Below are 19,698 nucleotides of genomic sequence, written 5' to 3' on the forward strand. Positions count from 1 at the left end.
CAAGGCGTGGGGCAAGCTCGAGGGGTTGGCGATCTGCGGCACGGTCAGCGACCATCGGCGTCGATGAAGCGGCGATCATGGCGCGGCCGGTGGCCGTGATGCGGATGTTCAACGATGGGTTTTTCACGTCGCGAGAGGGCCTCGATGAGGTTCAGTTGGGCGGCGGCCGGCCAGGGTGCGTGCAGGCAGCGTCCTGGACGCCCGTGCTCACCGAGATGGACGTGCAGTCCGTCGGGCGCGACGTGGCGCGCGGCAGGTTCTGGGAAGCGATAGCCGCGCCGCCTGATCGGGTGCATGACGATCACCAAAGCAACATTTGCACCTATCAGGGTGCCGAGATGTGCGCCCCGGCACCGCCATCGGTTGTGCCGAACTCACGACCGAACAGCAGACCGGCAGGGAAGGGCGGCGAGTAGCCAGGGCCACCAGCGGATCGGCCCGCACGTTGTTCCCGCCGAACCCGAGTCCTCTGGTTGGAAAGCCCGTGCGCATTCGGCTATGGTGCCCCATGCCCGGCTCGGTAGATCACGCACCCTTCTGGCAACAGCTGACGATTTCCCCGTGTATCGGTTACGGCTCGACTGGCGCGGGCAGCTTGTTCTGTAGTCACCCCCTTTCTCCGCAAAGTGGATGATCTTCTCGCTTTCACGACGGACGCTACGGGTAGGGATCGTGGTAATGCCGGTCGGGTTGGAGGCGCAGATGTCGCGCCGGAGCGTCCTCCCCGCCAATTTCGTTACATCGACACGCCGTCGTGAAACATAGACGTTTGTCACCCTGATGTCGCCCCACGCAAGTCTTGTCGTGCCGCTGCGCCGCCGCCTAGCCTGAGCGCGCTCAAGGTTCAACGGGGGAGCGGTGAGATGAAGATCGATGTCCGACTGCTGGGCACTGTGGAGCTACGGGTCGACGGCAAGCTCGTGACGGTGGGCGCCGCAAAGCGTCGGGCGGTGCTCGCCGGGCTTGCCCTCGATGCGAACCGGCCGGTCTCGCTGGACCGGCTTTCGGACATGGTCTGGGCCGGTCCTACCCCTGCGTCGGCGGTGGCGAACCTTCGCTCCCATGTGGCCGGCCTGCGCCGCGCGGTCGGCGACCGGATCGTCGCCCACCCGGGCGGGTACGAGCTGCGGTTGGCCGCGGGTGAGCTGGACGTCGTCGAGTTCCTCCAACTGGCGGCGGACGCCCGGGCGGGACGAGACAACGTTGCCCCGGTGGCCGTGATCGGCCGGCTCACCGATGCCCTCGCCCAGTGGCGCGGGCCGGCCGGTGGAGGCGTGCCGCGCAGCACCTCCTTGGACAACAGGTGGGCGACGCTGGACGAGCAGCGGCTGCAGATCTTCGAGGAGTTGGCCGAGGTCCGGCTGACCGTCGGTGAGCACGCCGACCTGCTCGCCGGTCTGCGTGAACACCTCGCGGCGCATCCGCTGCGGGAACGTGCGTGGGGTCAGCTGATGCTCGCCCTCTACCGGTGCGGCGACACCCCCGCCGCGCTGTCGGCGTACCGGGCCGCCCGAGACAGCCTCTACGACCAGCTCGGCATCGAGCCGGGCAGCGAGCTGGCGACACTGCACCGCGCGATGCTCGACCGGTCACCCGAGCTGAGCTGGGCGCCGCCTGTGGTGGCCGAGCCGGTCGTTGTCGCCCGGACGCCGGAGCCGGCCGTCGACGAGGGCCAGGTGGCACCCCGTGAGCTGCCGGCGGACCTGGTCACCTTCGTGGGGCGTACCCGGGAACTGGCCGACGTGGTCGCCGCGGTGACCGGCCCGACGCCCGCCGTCGCGGTCGTCTGCGGGCCCGCTGGCGGCGGCAAGTCCGCGCTCGCGGTCCGCGCCGCCCACACCGCCGCGGCTGCCTTTCCCGACGGCCAGGTCTACGTCGACCTGGGGTACCGGACCGAGGTGTTGGGCGAGGAGGTCGTCGCCCGGGTGCTGCGCAGCCTCGGCGTCGCCGCCGCCGACGTCCCGCAACACCAGGAGGAGCGGGCCGGCCGGCTCCGCTCCCGGCTTGCCGGTCGCCGCGTCCTTCTGGTGGTTGACGGGGTCACCCACGCCGCGCAGGTACGCCCGCTGGTCCCCGCCGGTCCCGGGCCCGCGCTCGTCGTGGTCGGCCAGCGCCAGCTGCAGAGCCTCGACGGGGTACGCCGGATCACGGTCGGCGTGCTCGGTGACGCCGACGGGCGGGCCCTGCTCGGCGCGCTGGCGGGCCCGGAGCGCCTCGACGCCGATCCCGCCGCGACCCGCGAGCTGCTCCGGCACTGCTCCGGCTCGCCCCTGGCCCTGCGGGTCGCCGGCGCCCGATTGGCCGGCCGGCCGGCGTTGCCCATGAATCGACTGGTCGAGCAGATCGGCGACGGGCGTCGCCGGCTGGACTGGTTGGCGCACGGTGACCTCTCCATGCGGGATCGACTCGCCACCGGCATCGCGGCGGTCCGCTCGGAGGATGAGGTGGCCGGTCGGCTCTTCGAACTGCTCGGCGGCGCACCGGACGGGCAGCTGCTGCCGGACGGCGCCGCGGCGCGGCTCGGCGTCAACACCGAACGGGCGTGGCGGGCACTCGAGGAGCTGATCGACACGCACCTGGTGTACCTCGATGAGCCGGCCGGGTACCGGCTCCCTGCGTTGGTCCGCGAGTACGCCGCCGAACTGGCCGCGCTGCCGTCCGTGCCCCTGCAGCCGATCAACGGGTGGCGGTCGCTCCCGACGGCGGTCCGGCGCTGACCCGGCTTGCTCGGGCACTGCGGAAGGGATACGGACGGGACGATCGGTCAGGTGGTGACGAGGCCGAGTTCGGCGAGTGCGCCGGCAGGATCGGCTGACCTGGCTGACCTGGCCAGGGCCCGACCTGGGCCCTGGCCGGGACGCACAGGGTGGCGAAGTCGGCCGACAGGCACGTCCGTGGCGCTGCTCGCCCCTCGTGTGTCGGTGCGACCTCGTAGGCTCTCGGCCACGTCGTCGAAGGGATTGCCGTGGAAGACCCGACGGGTGTCGCAGCGCTGACCAGGATCCTGCCTCCAGATCTCGGCGCGGACGAGGAAATCGACTGGTCGGCAGCAGAGGCGCGGTGGGGCACGCGGTTCCCGCACGACTACATGGCCTTCATGGCCACCTACGGCGCCGGCTCGTTCGCCGAGGTCAGCATCCTCATGCCGCTGCCCAAGGAGTACATCCAATGGGACCCCGGGACCTTCGAGGAGGAGACGGAGAACGCCCGATATACCTGGGAGGAACTGGGCGGTCAGCAAGGCCTCGACATCGACCCGAAGCACATCCTCGCCTGGGGCGTCACGTCGGGCCCCGACATCCTGTGCTGGCTGACCACCGACCCCGACCCGGACCGGTGGCCCGTCCTGGTCTGCGGCCGACATACCGAGCAGGACTTCACGATCTTCCCCTGCGGCATGGTCGAGTTCCTCCGCCGGCTGCTTTCAAACGAGCACGACCCCTACCCTCTCAGCATCGACCTGCGCAACGCCTCGCCGCGCTACGTGCACTGGCTCGAGAGCCAAAGGCGCTGGAAAGCGGGCTTGGACCCCGACTCCGGCGCACCACGATCAGCCGACCACTAGACGCGGTCAGCCCGCCGGGCGTTCCAGCGGTAGCGGCGGAAGGCTGCGACGGCAACGGCCACAGCGACGAGCAGCGCGGTGGCACCCTTCCAGGAGCGCTCGAACCATGACCGGTTGTCGCCGACCGCCGCTTCGCCGGCAGTCATCAGCCACAGGCCCACCCACGCCCATTGCCAGCCCCGTGGACGGGAGAATGTCTCGGGCGGGTCGGAGATTGCGACGAACACGGCAACCGCGGCGCCGACGACCACGATCACCGGCGCGCCGATGCGCGAGATGACCTCCCACAGGGACACGGACCAATCCTGGCAGCCTGCCGGTTCGAGTCACCAGAGTCGACTGTGCCCGACGCTTCGCCCGTGACGTCCCGGCTGGTGCCCAGGCGAACGCCGAACCGAGTCGCAGGTTCGCTGTGTCAGGTCAGCCGGTGAAGGGCTCCGGTCGAGTCGGCCCCAGCCACGTAGGTGGTCCCCTGGGAAAAGTTGTCGCACAGGGAGCGTGAGACCACCCCGAGCCGTTGACGACGTACTAGTACGGAGGTGTGGGTGTCTCCGGTGGGTGCCGACGTGACCGTCGCGCGTCCGCGCCAGCGACGCCGAGCAGTACCGCGGCGGCGGCCGTGCCGGCGGTGAGCGGCTGCAGGTGGAGCGCGACCGGTGTCAGCAGGCCGAGGGTCAGCAGGCCGGCTATCCGGGAGCGGGAGATCCTGGCGAAGGTCTGGTACTCGAGGGCCGATCGTCCGGCGAGAAAGAGCACGGGGCCGCCGAGGATGGCGATGAGCCAGGCCGCCGGGAGGTGCGCGAGCGGCTCGGTGATGAACAGTTCGAAACCGACGCCGGTGAGCACGATCCCAGAGATCATGACCATGTGGGCGAACGCCATCTCGGTCGCGAGCCGGGCCGCGTTCGCCGCGCGACTGATGGCGGCATCCAGCAACCCTCCCGCGACGTGGAAGTAGATCCGCCAGAGCAGGACGGTGGTCGCCAGCGCCAGGATGAAACCACCCGTCTGCTCGACGTGGAATTCGCTGCCGCTGAACGCCAGTCCGATGACGAAGATCGCCTCACCGAGTGCGAGAAGGAGGAACTGTTGGTACCGCTCGGCCAGGTGCTCGGCCGCGATCGCCCGGACGCCGAGCCGTTGCGCGCCGAGCCGGGGCGTGGGCCATCCAAGGAACAGTCCGGTGTAGTCGATCAGCACCGCGATGGTCCAGAGCGGCCCACGGACAGTGCCCGAATTGACCAGACCACCGATGACCCAGAGCGGTGTGCTCATGCCGAGCCAGAACAGGATTCGGATGGACTGCTGCGGATCGGGTCGGCCGTGCCCGGCGACGTAGAAGTACACGACCCTGCCGATTTGGAGGGTCACGAACGTGATGGCGAAGAGGGAGGCCCGTGCGCCGAAGCCGTCGGGCACCGCGACGGCCATCGTCATGGCGCCGACCAGCGTCATGACGATGACGGTCTGGACGATCGGCGCCTCCGGGTCCAGCCAACTTGTCGACCAGACCGTCAACGACCAGACCGCCCACAGTGCCAGGAACAGCAGCAGGGCCTGACCGAGACCCGCGTACACGCCCCGCTGGCCGTCGGTGAAATCGGCGATCATCCGGATTGAGATCCGGGTGAGTGCGAAGACGAAGACCAGGTCGAGAAAGAGTTCCAGAAATGTTGCCCGCTGGCGACTGGCCTCGCTGCGCAGCAGCCCGTTGCTGCCCTGCTCTCTCATCGGTCCGCCACGGGCCGGTGCCGCCGAACGACCACGTGCCCTCCCGTCGCGGTGATCTCCTCGCCTAACGAGCCAGGGGCCGGCTGCGGCACGTGGGCAGGTCACCCCGCAGTCACCAATCCGTCACCAGATGACTACGGCAGGTGTCCGCCCTTACGCTCGTGTGCGTGCCCGGACCTGCCGAGAAGGCCACCGAACAGGACCGGCGTGACCTCATCGTCACGGTCGCGCGAGAGTTGGCCGAGGCGGAGGGCTGGGTGGGGGTGAGCACCCGCAGGCTGGCCGAGCGGGCCGAGATCGACATCGGCGACATCTACCGGCACTTCCCGGATCTGGAGGCGCTGCTCGCCGCCGTCGCCGTGTGTGCCTTCGCCGATCTGGCCGCCGACCTCGCGGAGGCGCACGCGGAGGCTGCCGGCGGTCCCGAGGGGGCGTGGCCGGCGGTCGCGACCGCGTACCTGGACTTCGCGTACGCGAATCCGGAGGTCTATGACGCGATGCTCGCGCTGACCCCCGACCTGGCCTTCGGCGTCGATGGCGTGCCGGCCGCGCCGCGGGCCGTCTTCGGCGAGCTGCGGGCGGCCCTGGCACCGTTGGCCGAGGGGCGTGACCCGGACACCCTCGCCGAGGTGGGCTGGAGCCTGCTGCACGGCGTGGTGATGCTGACCCGGGGCGGCCGGCTGCGACCCGAGGGGCAGGAGGAGCGGGAGGCGCTGATCGCGGAACGGCTGCTGCGGTGGCCGTGCCCGGCGGACGGAAACTCGTTGGGCGCGTCGGGTGACGTGCCCTAGAGTTCCGCACCGCGGCGAGCGTGATCGCGAGGAGGCGGCATGACAGCGGAGCAGGTGGCCCGTCGACGGGCGCAGGTGTTGATCTTCGACGCGGACGACACGTTGTGGGAGAACAACGTCGTCTTCGAGCGGGTGATCGACGACTTTCTGGACTGGCTCGACCATCCCACCCTGGACCGGGCGCAACTGCGGGCCGTCCTCGACGACATCGAGCGCGCCAACGCGGTGGCGCACGGCTACGGCAGCAAGGTCTTCCTGCGCAGCCTCGCGGAGTGCCTGGAGCGGCTGCGTGAGCGGCCGGCCACCGACGCCGAGCGCCAGGAGATCGACCGGCTGGCGGTGGCCCTGATCGAGCACCGGGTGGAGCTGATGCCCGGCGTGGCGGACGCGCTCGACGAGTTGGCCGGCCGGCACGAGCTGCTGCTGCTGACCAAGGGGGACCAGGCGGAGCAGCAGCGCAAGCTTGACGCCTGCGGGCTGCTGCACCACTTCCGAGCCGCACACATCGTCGCCGAGAAGGACGTCGATACGTACCGGTGGCTGATCCGGGAGCACGGCTTCGCCCCGGCCGGCGCCTGGATGATCGGCAATTCTCCGAAGTCGGACATCCTGCCGGCGCGGGCGGCCGGGCTGAACGCGGTGTTCATTCCGAACGAGAACACGTGGGTGCTGGAGGACGACGAACTGGACCCGACCGACGGCGGTGTGCTGCGGCTCGCCGCGTTCCGTGACCTGCTGCGGCACTTCTGACCGCAGCAAAACCCGAACAGCGTCAGCGATCATGGTCGCGTTACGCCGGCATGCCTGATTTTCACCTTGGGATCAGTCACGCCGTCAGCCGTCCACCATGGCTTGTCCGGCCGGTCGGAGCCTGCCTAACCTGGGCCGGCGCTCACGGCCTTCGGGGTGTGCCGGGGGCGTGGCGGCGTTCGGCGGGTGGGCACCGTGGAGCTGAGTGCGGAGCGGCTGGCTTTCCCCCGTTACCCGCGCGTGGCGTCGTGCCACGCCCGCGCGGTGGGGTGCTGAGCTTTCGCTCCCGTGCCGGACGGCCGAGGGTCAGGGCCGGGTAGTTGCGGACCCGGTCCTGACCCAATCCACGAATCGACCACCCTGGCGATATTGAGGGAGGTTTCCGTGGGTGAGGGTCAGGGTGCGGAAGCTGGGTACCCGGGTTTCACGGTGATGCGTCCGCCTCGCCTCCTGGCGAACGTCGGCACGCTCAAGCGCATCGCGGTGGCCAAGCTGACCCGAATCCGGGGTGCCGGCCAGGGTTGTCAGAATCCTTCGCGTCGGACGATCGCCACCGCCACCCGGCAGAACTCGTCCATGTCCGGGTTGAAGGCGGCCGCGATGTCGGGATGCAAACCCGAGCGGGTCTCGTCCAGCAGCCGCTGGCAGACCTGCTCGACCGGCTCCCCGCCGTAGTCGGCGCGGACCCGTTCGGTGGCCGCCTGAAGCGCCGAGGTCAGCTGCTCCTCCAGCGGGCCCTGCAGCTTCTGCTGCACAGGGTCGAGCCCGCGGGGGTCGAGCGTGACATGTGGCTCCGACATCGGTGCTCCCTTCGTCGGCGTCCGCGGTACCCCACCGCGGACGTCGGTCAAACCCCGTTCGGTACGGCGGCGACCCGCACCTGGTATGAGAAGTCCTCCGCCGGCTCCTCGTGGTACGACAATCGGCGGATCTGCCGGTCGTCGTCGTAGAGGGCGACGTCCACCAGGACACCGAGGTGGGCCAGGCCGATGCTCGACACCCGCTTCTTGTCCTGCAGCACCGCGCAGACGCCGCCGAGCAGGGTGCTGGCGTCGGCCGTACGGTGCCCGGGCGGGCAGCGCAGGAGCAGGTCCACCTCGATCGGCCCGGGCAACGGCGTCCAGCCGGTGCGCTGGGCCGCCGCGAGAGCGGCTTGGAGCAGGGTGCGGACCCTCGTCGCCTGCCGATGCCCGGCGGCGAAGATGGACAACGCTTCGGTCTTGACCGGTGGCAGGCCGCTCACCTCGAACGTCAGGGCGAGAGCGCGGGTGTCCTGCACGACGGCACCTCCTCGTTGGGACGATCCTGCCGAACCGGGGGAGCGGCGGTGGGACGTTCCCGCGATTACCAACCGATCGGGCAGGGCTGGGATCGGCCGGAGGCGTGTCGACGGCGGCGGCGAACGCGCTGGCTGCGGCGCTAGGAAAACGCTAGCCGACGCTGCCCGCGCTGGGTAGTCGGTCGTTCACCCGGTGGGACGCGGTGCGAAAGCGCAGAACTCGTTGCCCTCAGGGTCAGCCAGCACCCACCACCAGTGCGCCTCGTCGAGCGGCTCCCGCAGCAGTGTCGCGCCCGCCGTGATCAGCGCCATCGGCTCCGGGTCGGCCAGCTCGACGTCCCAGTGCAGCCGGTTCTTGACCGTCTTGGGCTCGGGCACCCCGTCGAACACCCAATGATCCCAGGGGAAGCCGGACGCGCCGGTCACCGACGCGTCGGTCGACCCGTACTCGACGGTGCCGCCGAGCACGCCGGCCCACCAGGTCGCCTGGGCGGCCGGGTCGGCCGAGTCCACGATCAGCTCGAACGGGCCCGGCCGGGTGCCCTCTCGGGCCGGGAAGGCGCAGAACGGGTTGCCTTCCGGGTCGTCCAGCACCCACCAGTCGGCGTCGCCGGCCGGTTCGCGGACCAGCCGGGCGCCGGCCGCGAGCAGGGCCGCCGGGTCCGCGTCGGTCATCCGCAGATCCAGGTGTACGCGGGTCTTGCCGGTGCGTGGTTCCGGCACCCGGTTCACCCAGATCGACTCCGCGTCCGAGCGCGCCGAGCGGGGGTCCACCCGGGTGTCGTCGTCGCCGGCGTCGGCCACGTCGCCGTCGAGCACCCGGGCCCAGAAGGCGCCCAGTGCGAGCGGGTCGGCGGCGTCCAGGCAGAGATCCTTGAAGCGTGCGAGCACCCTGCCAGCATGCCAGGTCTCGCCGCCGCAGCGAGCGCCCCGATGGTCAGCAGTTCGGGGGTACCGGGCGTGATCGACTCCGCTTTCTGGAAGCTGGGGCATCTCGGCGTGGTGATAGCGCGATTTCCAGGAAGCCGAGTCGATCACGCACGCGGCGTCGGCGCAGGGCAAAGACGGCGACTCGCTGCGCAGACGCTCGCTGTGGCAGCCAGGTTTCGCGACTTCGCAGGTGGGGCAGAGTAGCCGCACAGAGCATCCGGGCCGAGATGTTTCCGCAGCTAGCCGGCTCGGAACCGTCTCGCCGTGCGCCGGGGCACGGATGCCCTCCCCGGTCTTCGCCGAAGAGAGGGGGAGGGCGATGACGGACCCCGAAACGGCTCGACACCGACGCCGGCCGATGTTTCGGCTTGGGGCGGCGGCTGCCGCGTTGGCGCTGGTCGCGCCACTGGCCGCGTGCGGCGCCGACGACGGTGGGGGCGGTACGCCCACGCTCAACCTGTACTACCCGCCCGAGCAGAACCTGCAGAAGGTCGTCGACGACTGCAACGCGCAGGCACAGGGGCGGTACGAGATCGCCTACCGGGTGCTGCCCCGGCAGGCCGACGACCAGCGGGTGCAGATGGTGCGCCGGCTGGCCGCCGAGGACACCGGCATGGACCTGCTCGGTCTCGACGTCACCTGGACCCAGGAGTTCGCCAGCGCCGACTGGATCCGCGAGTGGACCGGCCAGGACAAGGCCGAGGTCGAGCAGGGCACCCTCGCCGGGCCGCTGGACACCGCCCGCTACCAGGGCAAGCTGTACGCGGCGCCGAAGAACACCAACGTCCAGCTGCTCTGGTACCGCAAGGACCTGGTGCCTCAGCCGCCGACGACCTGGGACCAGATGATCAGTGCGGCGCAGCAGCTCAAGGACCAGGGCAAGCCGTACCAGGTGCTCACCATGGGCGCCCAGTACGAGGGTCTGGTCGTCCTCTACAACACCCTCGCCGAGAGCGCCGGTGGAAAGATCCTCAACGACGACGGCACGCAGGCCGTGATGGACGAGGGCACCGTTCGAGCGCTGGAGCAGCTCAAACGCTTCGCCACGTCGGGCGTGACCTCGCCGTCGTTCAGCAACGCCACCGAGGACCCGGTCCGGCTGGAGTTCCAGTCCGGCGCGGGTGCGTTCCAGGTGAACTGGCCGTTCGTCTATCCGGCCCTGCAGGAGGCGAACCCGGAGCTGGCCACGCAGGTGGGCTGGGCCCGGATCCCCGGCGTCGACGAGGGCACCCCCAGCAAGGTCACCATCGGCGGGGTCAACCTGGCGGTCAGCGCCTATTCCCAGCACCCCGAGCTGTCCTTCGAGGCGGCCCGGTGCATCCGTGACGCCGAGCACCAGAAGTTCTCCGCCATCAACGATGGCGTGCCGCCCACCATCGAGGCCGTCTACGACGACCCGGAGATGACCGAGGCGTACCCGATGAAGGACACCATCCTGGAGGAGCTGAAGGAGCCGGCGACCCGCCCGCTGACCCCGGCCTACCAGAGCATCTCCACCGTGATGTCGGCGATCCTGTCGCCGCCGTCGGCGATCCGTCCGCAGCAGACCGCGGACGAGCTGCGCGGTGCCATCGCCGACGCCCTCCAGTCGAAGGGGGTCCTGCCGTGAGCATCAACGCCACGCCGACCGGCGCCGATGTCGCCGCCGAGGAGACCCGCCGGCCCGCCACCGTACCGAAGCAACGCGGTGGTCGCCGCAAGCCGCCGCTGAGCGAGAACAAGAAGGCCGAACGCAGGCTCGGCTGGCTGCTCTGCGCGCCCGCCGCGCTGGTCATGGTCGCGGTCACCGCGTACCCGATCATCTACTCGGTCTGGCTGTCGGTGCAGCGCTTCGACCTGCGCTTCCCGGACCAGCGCGAGTTCATCGGGCTGGAGAACTACGTCACCGTGCTCAGCAACGAGTTCTGGTGGACCGCGTTCGGGGTGACCATGCTGATCACGGTGGTCACCGTAGCCGTCGAGCTGGTGCTCGGCATGGGGCTGGCGCTGATCATGCACCGTACGTTGGTCGGGCGGGGCATCGTGCGCACCTCGGCGCTCATCCCGTACGGGATCGTCACCGTGGTCGCGGCGTTCTCCTGGCGGTACGCCTGGACGCCCGGCACCGGCTACCTCGCGAACCTGTTCAGCGACGGGGCGCCGCTCACCGAGCGGGCCAGCTCCCTGGCGATCATCATGCTGGCGGAGATCTGGAAGACCACCCCGTTCATGGCGCTGCTGCTGATGGCCGGGCTGGCGCTGGTCCCGGAGGACCTGCTCAAGGCCGCCTCCACCGACGGCGCCACCGCCTGGCAGCGGTTCACCAAGGTGATGCTGCCGGTGATGAAGCCGGCGATCCTGGTCGCGTTGCTGTTCCGCACGCTGGACGCGTTCCGGGTCTTCGACAACATCTTCGTGCTGACCGCAGGCGGCAACGAGACCTCGTCGGTGTCGATGCTCGCCTACAACAACCTGATCCGGGGTCTCAACCTCGGCATCGGCTCGACGATGTCGGTGCTGATCTTCATCACCGTGGCGATCATCGCCTTCATCTTCGTGAAGCTGTTCGGCACCGCTGCCCCGGGCAGCGACGACGGGGAGAGGCGCTGACATGGCCACCGGTACCGAGACCACCGCCCGCGCCCGGCTGCGCTGGGGCCTGCTGGACGTCCTCGTGGTCGTCTTCGCGCTGATCCCCGTCCTGTGGATCGCGTCGCTGTCGTTCAAGACGCCGGCCACCCTCACCGACGGGAAGTTCATCCCCCGCGAGTGGACGCTGGACAACTACAAGACCATCTTCGACACCGACCAGTTCGTCCGGGCGCTGGTCAACTCGATCGGCATCGCGCTGATCGCCACCATGATCGCGGTGGTGCTCGGTGCGATGGCCGCGTACGCGATCAGCCGGCTGGACTTCCCCGGCAAACGCCTGCTGGTCGGCGTCTCCCTGCTGATCGCGATGTTCCCGCAGGTGTCGCTGGTGTCGCCGCTGTTCGAGATCGAGCGTCAGCTCAAGATCTTCGACACCTGGCCCGGGCTGATCCTGCCGTACATCACCTTCGCGCTGCCGCTGGCGATCTACACGCTGTCGGCGTTCTTCAAGCAGATCCCGTGGGACCTGGAGAAGGCCGCAAAGATGGACGGCGCCACCCAGGGGCAGGCGTTCCGGCGGGTGATCGCCCCGCTGGCGGCGCCCGGCCTGTTCACCACCGCGATCCTGGTCTTCATCTTCTGCTGGAACGACTTCCTGTTCGCCATCACGCTGACCTCCACCGAACGCGCCCGTACGGTGCCGGTCGCCCTGTCGTTCTTCACCGGCGAGTCGCAGTTCGAGGACCCCACCGGGGCGATCTGCGCCGCCGCCGTGGTGATCACCATTCCGATCATCCTGTTCGTCCTCTTCTTCCAGCGCCGCATCGTGTCCGGCCTGACCTCCGGCGCAGTCAAGGGATAGGTGGTAGTCATGGCTGACATCGTGCTCGACAAGGTGAGCAAGAGGTTCCCGGACGGGACCGTCGCCGTGCAGGACGTCGACCTGGAGATCGCCGACGGCGAGTTCGTGATCCTGGTCGGCCCCTCGGGCTGCGGCAAGTCCACCACCCTCAACATGATCGCGGGCCTGGAGGACATCAGCTCCGGTGAGCTGCGCATCGCCGGTCAGCGCGTCAACGACAAGGCCCCCCGGGACCGGGACATCGCCATGGTGTTCCAGTCGTACGCGCTGTACCCGAACATGACCGTGCGGGAGAACATGGCGTTCCCGCTGCGGCTGGCGAAGCTGGACAGGGAGACCATCAACCAGAAGGTCGACGAGGCGGCGAAGGTGCTGGAGCTGACCGCGCTGCTGGACCGCAAGCCGGCCAACCTCTCCGGCGGGCAGCGTCAGCGGGTGGCGATGGGCCGGGCGATCGTCCGGCAGCCGAAGGCATTCCTGATGGACGAGCCGCTGTCCAACCTCGACGCGAAGCTGCGGGTGCAGATGCGCACGGTGGTGTCCCGCCTGCAGAAGCAGCTCGGCACCACCACCGTCTACGTCACGCACGACCAGACCGAGGCGATGACCCTCGGCGACCGTGTGGTGATCATGCGCGGGGGCGCGGTGCAGCAGGTCGGCCCTCCGCAGGAGCTGTACAACCACCCGCGCAACCTGTTCGTGGCCGGCTTCATCGGCTCGCCGTCGATGAACTTCCTGCATGCCGCCGTGCAGGACGGTGGGCTGCACACCGCTCTCGGTGACGTACCGCTCGGCGACCGGATGCGCCGCGAGCTGGAGGCGGCCGACGCGCCCCGTGAGCTGATCCTCGGCATCCGGCCCGAGCACTTCGAGGACGCCGAGCTGGTCGACGAGGACACCCGCCGCCGGGGCATGGAGTTCGAGGCGCCGGTGGACATCGTCGAGTCGATGGGCTCGGACAAGTACGTCTACTTCACCGTGGAGGGGGAGCGGGCCAGCGCCGCCGAGCTGGAGGAGTTGGCCGCTGACGCCGGTTCGGCGGACTTCGCCGGCGCCGGCGGCAACCTGGTCACCCGGCTGTCCGCCGAGTCCCCGGTCGCGGAGGGGCAGTCCCGCCGGGTCTGGTTCAACCTGGAGAAGATCCACCTGTTCGATCCGGCCACCGGCCGCAACCTGACCCTGCACGAGGGTCGGGCAGCCGGCGCACTCGCCGACTGACGGCGTCCACGGTGGTGGGACCGGTGGGTTCGCCCGCCGGCCCCGTCGGGTCCTGCGCGGCGTGCGCGGCCATGGCAAGGTGGTCGCAGGTCGCGTCGTGAAGCGGGGTACGGGATGAACCGACGACTGGCCGCGCTGGCCAACGCGCACGGCGTGTCCACCTGGTACGAGGACTGGCGACACCGCCGTGTCGAGGTCGCGCCGGAGACCGTCGTCGGTGTGCTCGGCCTGCTCGGCGTGGACGCCACCAGCCCGGCGGCCATCGCCGACGCACTCGCCGCCGCCCGCGCGGTCGATCGGGGCGCACTGCCGGACACGGTCGTGCTCGCCCACGGCGACACCCGGGCACTGCCCGGCCCGGGTGTGGTGACGCTCGAGGACGGTGGCCGCCGCTCGGTCGACGGCGAGCTGCCGGCGGACCTGCCACTGGGTTGGCACCGGCTGGCCTGCGCCGGCCGGGAGGTGACGCTGGTCGTGGTGCCCCGTCGGCTGCCGGTGCCGCCACACACCTGGGGTTGGACGCTCCAGCTCTACGCGCTCACCTCGGAACGCTCCTGGGGCATGGGCGACCTGGGCGACCTCGCCGAGTTCACCGAATGGGCGGGTGCCAACGGCGCGGGGCTGGTGCTGCTCAACCCGCTGCACGCGGTCGGGCCGGCGCACCCGGTCGCCACCTCACCGTATTCGCCGGCCAGCCGACGCTTCGTCAACCCGCTCTACCTGCGGGTCAGCGACACCGCCGCGTACCGTGCGGCGGACCCGGCGACCCGTGTGGTCGTCGACGCGTTGCGCCCCGACCGCGGTGACCTGATCGACTACGACGAGGTGTGGGCCGCCAAGCGGCACGCCCTGGAGCTGCTGTACACGTACGCCCAGCCGGTGGACCTCGCCGCGGACCCGGCGCTGGTCACCTTCGCCACCTGGTGCGCGCTGGCCGAGCGGCACGGCAACGACTGGCGTGCCTGGCCGGCGGAGCTGCACCACCCGGACGCCCCGGCGGTCGCCGAGCAGCGCCGGCAGCTCGCCGACCGGGTGGCCTTCCACGCCTGGCTGCAACACCTGTGCGACGAGCAGCTCGACGCCGTGACGGCGGCGGCCCGGGCGGCCGGGATGCCGGTCGGCGTGGTGCACGACCTGGCCGTCGGCATCGATCCCGGCGGCGCGGACGGCTGGCAGCTCACCGACGTGCTCGCCCAGGGCGTGCGGGTCGGCGCACCGCCGGACGACTTCAACCAGCTCGGCCAGGACTGGGGGCTCGCGGCCTGGCGCCCGGACCGGCTCGCCGCGACCGGGTACGCGGCCTACCGGGACATGCTGCGCCGGACCCTGCGGCACGCGGGTGGCCTGCGGGTCGACCACGTCGCCGGCCTGTGGCGGCTGTGGTGGGTGCCGCCGGGTGCCGGGGCGGCCGAGGGCACCTACGTCCGTTACGACGCCGAGGCGATGCTCGGCATCCTCGCGCTGGAGGCGCACCGGGCCGGCGCGGTGGTGGTCGGTGAGGATCTCGGCACGGTCCAACCGGCGGTGACCCGGGGGTTGCGCGCGCGCACCATGCTCGGCTCCACCGTGCTCTGGTTCGCTCGCGACGACGAGGGTGACTTCATTTCACCGGCCCGGTGGCCGCGAAACGCCCTCGCCACGATCTCCACTCACGACCTGCCCACCGCGCCGGGCTTCCTGACCGGTGAGCACGTACGGGTGCGCGACGAGTTGAAGCTGCTCGGCACCGACGTGGCGGTGGAGCGGGCCCGAGCCGCCGCGGACCGGGAGCGGCTGCTGGCGATGCTGCGCGCCGAAGGGCTGCTGCCCGACCCGGCGCTGCCGTCGGATCCGGCGACGCCCGACCCGGCGCCGACGCCCGACGACGGCGAGGTGGTGGTGGCGATGCACGCCGCGCTCGCGGCCAGCCCGACCCGGCTGCTCGGCGTCTCCCTCTATGACGTGCTGGGCGAGGTACGCCAACCCAACATGCCCGGGACGGTCGACGAATACCCGAACTGGCGACTGCCCCTGCCGGCCGGCGTCGCGCAGATCCGCACGGACCCCCGGGTGGCCCGGATCGTCGACCTGCTCAGCGCCGCCCGCCCACGACGTGCCGACGCTCAACCGCCCGGCCCGGCGGAGGAATGACGTCGGCTCAGCCCGGCCAGTCGAAGCGGGGCGGCAGCCCGAGGAAGTCGGCGTACCTCCCCAGCGCCTGCTCCACCCGGGCCCGCGCGGCGGCGTCGAGCGTCGTCAGCGGCCGGATCGTCACGGTGACGGCGGACCGGCCGACCTTGCGCTTCCACACGCCCACCACCCGACCGGCGCGGACCACCGTGGCCTGGAAGATGCCGTTGTTGCCCGGCACGACGGCCGCTTGGTGCGCGGGGTCGAGCATCAGCGTGCGGTCCCGGTAGCCCAGCAGGTATTCGTCGAAGCCCGGCAGGGCCAGCACCTCGTCCGCCAGGGTGCGGGAAGCGTCGGCCAGTGCCGCGTCGACGTGCATCGGCTCGCCTTCGACCCGCACCGTGGTGAGCGCGTCGCCGGCTGCGGCCAGCCCCCGCCGGGCGTCGGTCAGGGTGAGGCCGCTCCACCCGGCGAACTCGCGGTCGGTCACCGGCCCGTGCCCGCGTACGTAGCGGTGTGCGAGCAGGGCCAACGCCTCCTCCCGGTCGAGCCGGCGTGGACCGGGCGCCCACTCGTCGAGTAGTGCGAAGGTCTGCTCGGTGCCGATGTGCGGGGCCACGCAGATCACCCCGCGCACACTCGCATACCACAGCAGGTGGTAGCCGCGCTGCCCGTCGGTGCCCAGGCCGGCCGCGCGTAGGGTGGCCAGGCACTGCGCCCGGGTGAGCCGGCCCCCGCCGGCCAACGCGGCGCCGAGAACGTCCACCGCCCGGTCCGCGTCGGCCTCGGCGAGCCCGAGCTGCGCCCGCCGGGTCGCCGAGCCGGCCAGCGAGCGGACGCCGGTCAGCTCCAGCATCCAGCGGGCGTCGGCGGGTGGAACGAGGTGCACGGTGCCCCGCATCGGCCAGGTGCGCAGTGCCTCGCGTCGCTCCAGTGCCGCCTCGAGATCGGCGACCGACCGCCCGGGTAGCCGGGCGCCCAGCGACCAGAGGCCGCTGGCCAGGTCCTGTGCCTGCATCGCGCCGAACCACTCGACGACGTCGGCGACGGTGCCGGGTCGGGTGCTCGGGTGCGCGCGCAGCAGCAGGCTGGTCATCCGCAGCGCCAACGCGTCGGCCGCGCTGAGGTCGACAGGCATCGGACGCCCCTTTCCGGTGGCCGGGGGCACCAGCCTAGGGCCGGCCACCGACACTCTGCCCAGGCCAGGCGTAACGGCGGCCGTCGGGGGAATGCGGCTCGCCGGAAGTGCGCGCGCCGCGCGTACGGAAGGGAGTCCCATGACTGCCGCAAGCGAGCCGGCCCGGGGTGCCGGCGTACAGGCCGGATCTCGGACCCACCGGGGGGACGCGCGCGCCAAGACGAGCGCGGCCGCCACCTTCGCTCTGGTCTTCGGCGTTGCCGGCCTGCTCAGCGTGTTGACCGCGATCCTGGCCTGGGTCGGGCTGGTGCTCGGGATCATCGGGATCATTCTGGGCATCGTCGGGCTGAAGATGGCCGCGCGACCAGGGGTGACCGGCCGGGGTGTGGCCATCGGCGGCCTGGTGCTGAGCATCCTGGCGGTGCTGATCGGTCTGGGCCTCGCCGCGGGCATCACCACCTTCATCAACAACGAAGGCGCGGTGGACCGCCTCCAGCAGCAGGTGGACGACCTACGCGACAAGCTCGACTGACCGCAGGTGGGCGGTCGAGCGTTCGGGCACGCACCCGTGAGCGTGATGCCTCCCGGTCATCTTGATGACTCAGAGGCATCACGCTCACCGGGGTGCAGGGCCGGACGCGGCGGAGCGGCCGCCGGTCACGGGCGGAGGTCCCAGTAGGGTGGGCGACGTGCTCCGCCAGGTCATCGCGATCCGTTACGTCACCCCGCTGCGCGAGGGTGGGTCGCTGCCTGGCGTGGTGGAGGCCGACGACCTGGGCACGTACGTGGCCAAGTTCCGGGGCGCCGGCCAGGGGCCCAAGGCGCTGATCGCCGAGGTGATCTGCGGGGAGCTGGCCCGCCGCCTGGAGCTGCGGGTGCCCCCGCTGGTGGTGCTCGACATCGACCCGGTGATCGGCCGGGCCGAGCCCGACCAGGAGGTGCAGGAGCTGCTGCGCAACAGTGGCGGCGCCAACCTGGGGATGGACTTCCTGCCCGGGGCACTCGGCTTCGACCCGGTGGCGCACCCCGTCGACCCGATGCTGGCCTCCCGGGTGCTCTGGTTCGACGCGTACGTGGAGAACGTCGACCGGAGCTGGCGTAACCCGAACCTGCTCGTCTGGCATCGAGAGCTGTGGCTCATCGACCACGGCGCCTGCCTGTACTTCCACCACAACTGGCCGCGGGCCGAGGCGGCCGTGCACCGGGCGTACCGGGCCGACGACCACGTGCTCGGGCCGTACGCTTCCCGGCTGGCCGAGGCCGACGCGGAGCTGGCCCCACGGGTCACCCCTGAGTTGCTCACCGAGGTGCTGGCCCTGGTGCCTGACGAGTGGCTGACGGCTTCCGACTTCGAGACGGCCGACGACGCGCGGGCCGCGTACCTGGACCACCTGTCGGCCCGGGTCGCCCGCACCGCCGACTGGTTGCCGCAGGGGGGCGCGGCATGAGGCATCCGTTCGAGTACGCGCTGATCCGGCTGGTGCCCCGCATCGAGCGCGGCGAGCAGATCAACGTCGGGGTGCTGCTCTACTGCCAGCAGCGTGACTTCCTGGCCGCGCGTACGCACCTGGACGCCGACCGCGTCCGCGCGCTGGCACCCGACGTCGACCTGCCGGCGGTGGCCGCGGTGCTCGGCTCCTGGGATCGGACCTGCTCCGGCGACGGGCCCGCGACCCGGATGCGGCTCGGCGAGCGGTTCCACTGGTTGGCGGCGCCGCGCAGCACGATGATCCAGACGGGGCCGGTGCACACCGGTCTCACCGTCGACCCGGCGGCCGAGCTGGAGCGACTGATGGCGGCGCTGGTCAGCTGAGCGGTGGGTGGGTGACCGGCGCAGTCCGATCGCGCTGGGCGGGCCACTGATCGCGCTGCGCCAGCCCCGTTGCTGGCGGAGCGCGATCCCCCGTTCAGGTGCCCGGTGCCGGGCGGCGGCTGATATCCGCCGGCACCGATGGCATCAGGATCGCCGTCCGCGCGGGGTGCGGGGCCGGAACCACCCGGAAGTTGCGGAAAACTTGAGCCCGGCGGACCGGTAATGGGAGCGCCTGCCGTTAGAGGTCGCGCGCAGCGGGTAGTCGCGGGAGTTGACCCGAGACGAGAAGGGGAACATCTGATGGCTGCCCAGACCAAGGTAGCGGTGATCTACTACAGCGCCACCGGCACCACGTACCAGATGGCGCAGGCGGTGTGCGAGGCCGCCGGGGAGGCTGGTGCCGAGGTGCGCCTGCGCAAGGTGCGCGAGCTGGCGCCGGACGAGGCGATCCGCTCCAACTCCGGCTGGCAGGCGCACCAACTGGAGACCCAGGACGTACCCGAGGCGATGGTCGACGACATGGCCTGGGCGGACGTGGTGATCTTCGGCGCGCCGACCCGGTACGGGATGGTGGCCGCCCAGCTCAAGCAGTTCATCGACACCTCCGGGCCGCTCTGGGCGCAGGGCGGGCTGGCCAACAAGGTCTACTCCGCCTTCACCTCGACGGCCACCTCGCACGGCGGGCAGGAGACCACGCTGACCTCGCTCTTCACCGTCTTCTACCACTGGGGCGGGATCGTGGTCACCCCCGCGTACACCGACACCAGCCAGTTCATCGCCGGTAACCCCTACGGCGCCTCGCACACGAGCAACAACGGGGAGATCCCGCCGGACGCCGTGGCGCTCGGCGCGTGTGCCCTCACCGCCCGACGCGCCGTGCAGATCGGGACCGCGCTCAAGGCGGGTCTGGCCGGCTGACGGCAGCGGACGACCGGTGGCAC

Annotated in this window: 20 protein-coding genes; 13 read left to right on the forward strand and 7 right to left on the reverse strand. The window is 71.0% G+C overall.

Annotation, left to right across the window (positions count from 1 at the left end; all coding sequences use genetic code 11):
* Positions 1–44: 44 nt before the first annotated feature.
* The gene (locus ACQEUX_RS02420) at positions 45–305 is read right to left on the reverse strand and encodes a hypothetical protein (RefSeq protein WP_433040408.1); all 261 of its coding nucleotides are present in this window, start codon (positions 303–305) and stop codon (positions 45–47) included.
* Between the two features lie 558 nt (positions 306–863).
* On the opposite strand from ACQEUX_RS02420, the gene ACQEUX_RS02425 reads away from it, so the two are divergent.
* Together ACQEUX_RS02425 and ACQEUX_RS02430 are read left to right on the forward strand one after the other, a co-directional pair.
* A complete protein-coding gene (locus ACQEUX_RS02425; protein ID WP_433040412.1) occupies positions 864–2,717 on the forward strand; it encodes an AfsR/SARP family transcriptional regulator in 1,854 nt (617 codons plus the stop codon).
* 248 nt (positions 2,718–2,965) lie between these two features.
* The gene (locus ACQEUX_RS02430; RefSeq protein ID WP_433040415.1) at positions 2,966–3,565 is read left to right on the forward strand and encodes an SMI1/KNR4 family protein; all 600 of its coding nucleotides are present in this window, start codon (positions 2,966–2,968) and stop codon (positions 3,563–3,565) included.
* On the opposite strand, the gene ACQEUX_RS02435 is transcribed toward ACQEUX_RS02430, so the two are convergent.
* Positions 3,562–3,861 carry a hypothetical protein gene (locus tag ACQEUX_RS02435; protein ID WP_433040418.1) on the reverse strand — a complete coding sequence of 100 codons (300 nt, stop codon included), beginning with the start codon at positions 3,859–3,861 and terminating at the stop codon, positions 3,562–3,564. The two genes, ACQEUX_RS02430 and ACQEUX_RS02435, sit on opposite strands and share 4 nt — an antisense overlap.
* 232 nt (positions 3,862–4,093) lie before the next feature.
* Positions 4,094–5,296 (reverse strand): low temperature requirement protein A, encoded by a 1,203-nt coding sequence (locus ACQEUX_RS02440; RefSeq protein WP_433040421.1) that lies wholly within the window; start codon positions 5,294–5,296, stop codon positions 4,094–4,096.
* 167 nt (positions 5,297–5,463) lie between these two features.
* Between ACQEUX_RS02440 and ACQEUX_RS02445 the strand changes: the two genes are divergently transcribed.
* On the forward strand, positions 5,464–6,087 hold the full coding sequence (locus tag ACQEUX_RS02445) for a TetR/AcrR family transcriptional regulator (RefSeq protein ID WP_433040424.1): 624 nt from the start codon (positions 5,464–5,466) through the stop codon (positions 6,085–6,087).
* A 39-nt stretch (positions 6,088–6,126) separates the two neighbouring features.
* Positions 6,127–6,837, forward strand: a complete 711-nt coding sequence (locus tag ACQEUX_RS02450) for an HAD family hydrolase (RefSeq protein WP_433040427.1) — start codon at positions 6,127–6,129, stop codon at positions 6,835–6,837.
* A gap of 524 nt (positions 6,838–7,361) precedes the next feature.
* On the opposite strand, the gene ACQEUX_RS02455 is transcribed toward ACQEUX_RS02450, so the two are convergent.
* The 3 genes from ACQEUX_RS02455 to ACQEUX_RS02465 form a co-directional block, all read right to left on the reverse strand.
* A complete protein-coding gene (locus tag ACQEUX_RS02455; RefSeq protein ID WP_433040430.1) occupies positions 7,362–7,637 on the reverse strand; it encodes a hypothetical protein in 276 nt (91 codons plus the stop codon).
* 47 nt (positions 7,638–7,684) lie between these two features.
* The gene (locus ACQEUX_RS02460) at positions 7,685–8,116 is read right to left on the reverse strand and encodes a hypothetical protein (RefSeq protein WP_433040433.1); all 432 of its coding nucleotides are present in this window, start codon (positions 8,114–8,116) and stop codon (positions 7,685–7,687) included.
* A 186-nt stretch (positions 8,117–8,302) separates the two neighbouring features.
* Positions 8,303–9,007 carry a VOC family protein gene (locus tag ACQEUX_RS02465; protein WP_433040436.1) on the reverse strand — a complete coding sequence of 235 codons (705 nt, stop codon included), beginning with the start codon at positions 9,005–9,007 and terminating at the stop codon, positions 8,303–8,305.
* Positions 9,008–9,365: 358 nt separating this feature from the next.
* Between ACQEUX_RS02465 and ACQEUX_RS02470 the strand changes: the two genes are divergently transcribed.
* From ACQEUX_RS02470 to malQ, 5 genes are all read left to right on the forward strand, one after another.
* On the forward strand, positions 9,366–10,655 hold the full coding sequence (locus ACQEUX_RS02470) for an ABC transporter substrate-binding protein (protein ID WP_433040439.1): 1,290 nt from the start codon (positions 9,366–9,368) through the stop codon (positions 10,653–10,655).
* Positions 10,652–11,635: a carbohydrate ABC transporter permease gene (locus ACQEUX_RS02475; RefSeq protein ID WP_433040442.1), complete on the forward strand. Its 984-nt coding sequence runs from the start codon at positions 10,652–10,654 to the stop codon at positions 11,633–11,635. Before ACQEUX_RS02470 ends, ACQEUX_RS02475 begins: the two co-directional genes overlap by 4 nt.
* A 1-nt stretch (position 11,636) precedes the next feature.
* Positions 11,637–12,479, forward strand: coding sequence for a carbohydrate ABC transporter permease (locus ACQEUX_RS02480; RefSeq protein ID WP_433040445.1), 843 nt, complete (start codon positions 11,637–11,639; stop codon positions 12,477–12,479).
* Between the two features lie 9 nt (positions 12,480–12,488).
* Positions 12,489–13,697 (forward strand): ABC transporter ATP-binding protein, encoded by a 1,209-nt coding sequence (locus ACQEUX_RS02485; protein ID WP_433040448.1) that lies wholly within the window; start codon positions 12,489–12,491, stop codon positions 13,695–13,697.
* A 114-nt stretch (positions 13,698–13,811) separates the two neighbouring features.
* On the forward strand, positions 13,812–15,827 hold the full coding sequence (malQ, locus tag ACQEUX_RS02490; protein WP_433040451.1) for a 4-alpha-glucanotransferase: 2,016 nt from the start codon (positions 13,812–13,814) through the stop codon (positions 15,825–15,827).
* Positions 15,828–15,834: 7 nt separating this feature from the next.
* Here the strand turns inward: malQ and ACQEUX_RS02495 are convergent, their stop codons facing one another.
* Positions 15,835–16,944 (reverse strand): winged helix DNA-binding domain-containing protein, encoded by a 1,110-nt coding sequence (locus ACQEUX_RS02495; RefSeq protein WP_433040453.1) that lies wholly within the window; start codon positions 16,942–16,944, stop codon positions 15,835–15,837.
* Between the two features lie 139 nt (positions 16,945–17,083).
* Here ACQEUX_RS02495 and ACQEUX_RS02500 point away from each other — a divergent pair, with 139 nt between their 5' ends.
* From ACQEUX_RS02500 to wrbA, 4 genes are all read left to right on the forward strand, one after another.
* Positions 17,084–17,476, forward strand: coding sequence for a hypothetical protein (locus ACQEUX_RS02500; RefSeq protein WP_433040456.1), 393 nt, complete (start codon positions 17,084–17,086; stop codon positions 17,474–17,476).
* A gap of 157 nt (positions 17,477–17,633) precedes the next feature.
* Positions 17,634–18,392 (forward strand): HipA family kinase, encoded by a 759-nt coding sequence (locus ACQEUX_RS02505; protein WP_433040459.1) that lies wholly within the window; start codon positions 17,634–17,636, stop codon positions 18,390–18,392.
* Positions 18,389–18,757, forward strand: coding sequence for a DUF3037 domain-containing protein (locus ACQEUX_RS02510; RefSeq protein ID WP_433040462.1), 369 nt, complete (start codon positions 18,389–18,391; stop codon positions 18,755–18,757). The genes ACQEUX_RS02505 and ACQEUX_RS02510 overlap by 4 nt, the downstream gene beginning before the upstream one ends.
* A gap of 300 nt (positions 18,758–19,057) precedes the next feature.
* Entirely contained in the window at positions 19,058–19,675 is a 618-nt protein-coding gene (gene wrbA, locus ACQEUX_RS02515; protein ID WP_433040465.1) for an NAD(P)H:quinone oxidoreductase, read from the forward strand.
* The last annotated feature ends 23 nt before the right edge of the window (positions 19,676–19,698 follow it).

This window comes from Micromonospora sp. CA-259024 (assembly GCF_050936255.1).
GTDB lineage: Bacteria > Actinomycetota > Actinomycetes > Mycobacteriales > Micromonosporaceae > Micromonospora.

Excerpts from the sequence above, each read along its gene's own strand:
- ACQEUX_RS02455 (WP_433040430.1), bottom strand. The coding sequence starts at position 7,637 with ATGTCGGAGCCACATGTCACGCTCGACCCCCGCGGGCTCGACCCTGTG.
- ACQEUX_RS02450 (WP_433040427.1), top strand. The coding sequence starts at position 6,127 with ATGACAGCGGAGCAGGTGGCCCGTCGACGGGCGCAGGTGTTGATCTTC.
- ACQEUX_RS02510 (WP_433040462.1), top strand. The coding sequence starts at position 18,389 with ATGAGGCATCCGTTCGAGTACGCGCTGATCCGGCTGGTGCCCCGCATC.
- ACQEUX_RS02480 (WP_433040445.1), top strand. The coding sequence starts at position 11,637 with ATGGCCACCGGTACCGAGACCACCGCCCGCGCCCGGCTGCGCTGGGGC.
- ACQEUX_RS02440 (WP_433040421.1), bottom strand. The coding sequence starts at position 5,296 with ATGAGAGAGCAGGGCAGCAACGGGCTGCTGCGCAGCGAGGCCAGTCGC.
- ACQEUX_RS02485 (WP_433040448.1), top strand. The coding sequence starts at position 12,489 with ATGGCTGACATCGTGCTCGACAAGGTGAGCAAGAGGTTCCCGGACGGG.
- ACQEUX_RS02425 (WP_433040412.1), top strand. The coding sequence starts at position 864 with ATGAAGATCGATGTCCGACTGCTGGGCACTGTGGAGCTACGGGTCGAC.
- wrbA (WP_433040465.1), top strand. The coding sequence starts at position 19,058 with ATGGCTGCCCAGACCAAGGTAGCGGTGATCTACTACAGCGCCACCGGC.
- ACQEUX_RS02500 (WP_433040456.1), top strand. The coding sequence starts at position 17,084 with ATGACTGCCGCAAGCGAGCCGGCCCGGGGTGCCGGCGTACAGGCCGGA.
- ACQEUX_RS02470 (WP_433040439.1), top strand. The coding sequence starts at position 9,366 with ATGACGGACCCCGAAACGGCTCGACACCGACGCCGGCCGATGTTTCGG.
- malQ (WP_433040451.1), top strand. The coding sequence starts at position 13,812 with ATGAACCGACGACTGGCCGCGCTGGCCAACGCGCACGGCGTGTCCACC.
- ACQEUX_RS02495 (WP_433040453.1), bottom strand. The coding sequence starts at position 16,944 with ATGCCTGTCGACCTCAGCGCGGCCGACGCGTTGGCGCTGCGGATGACC.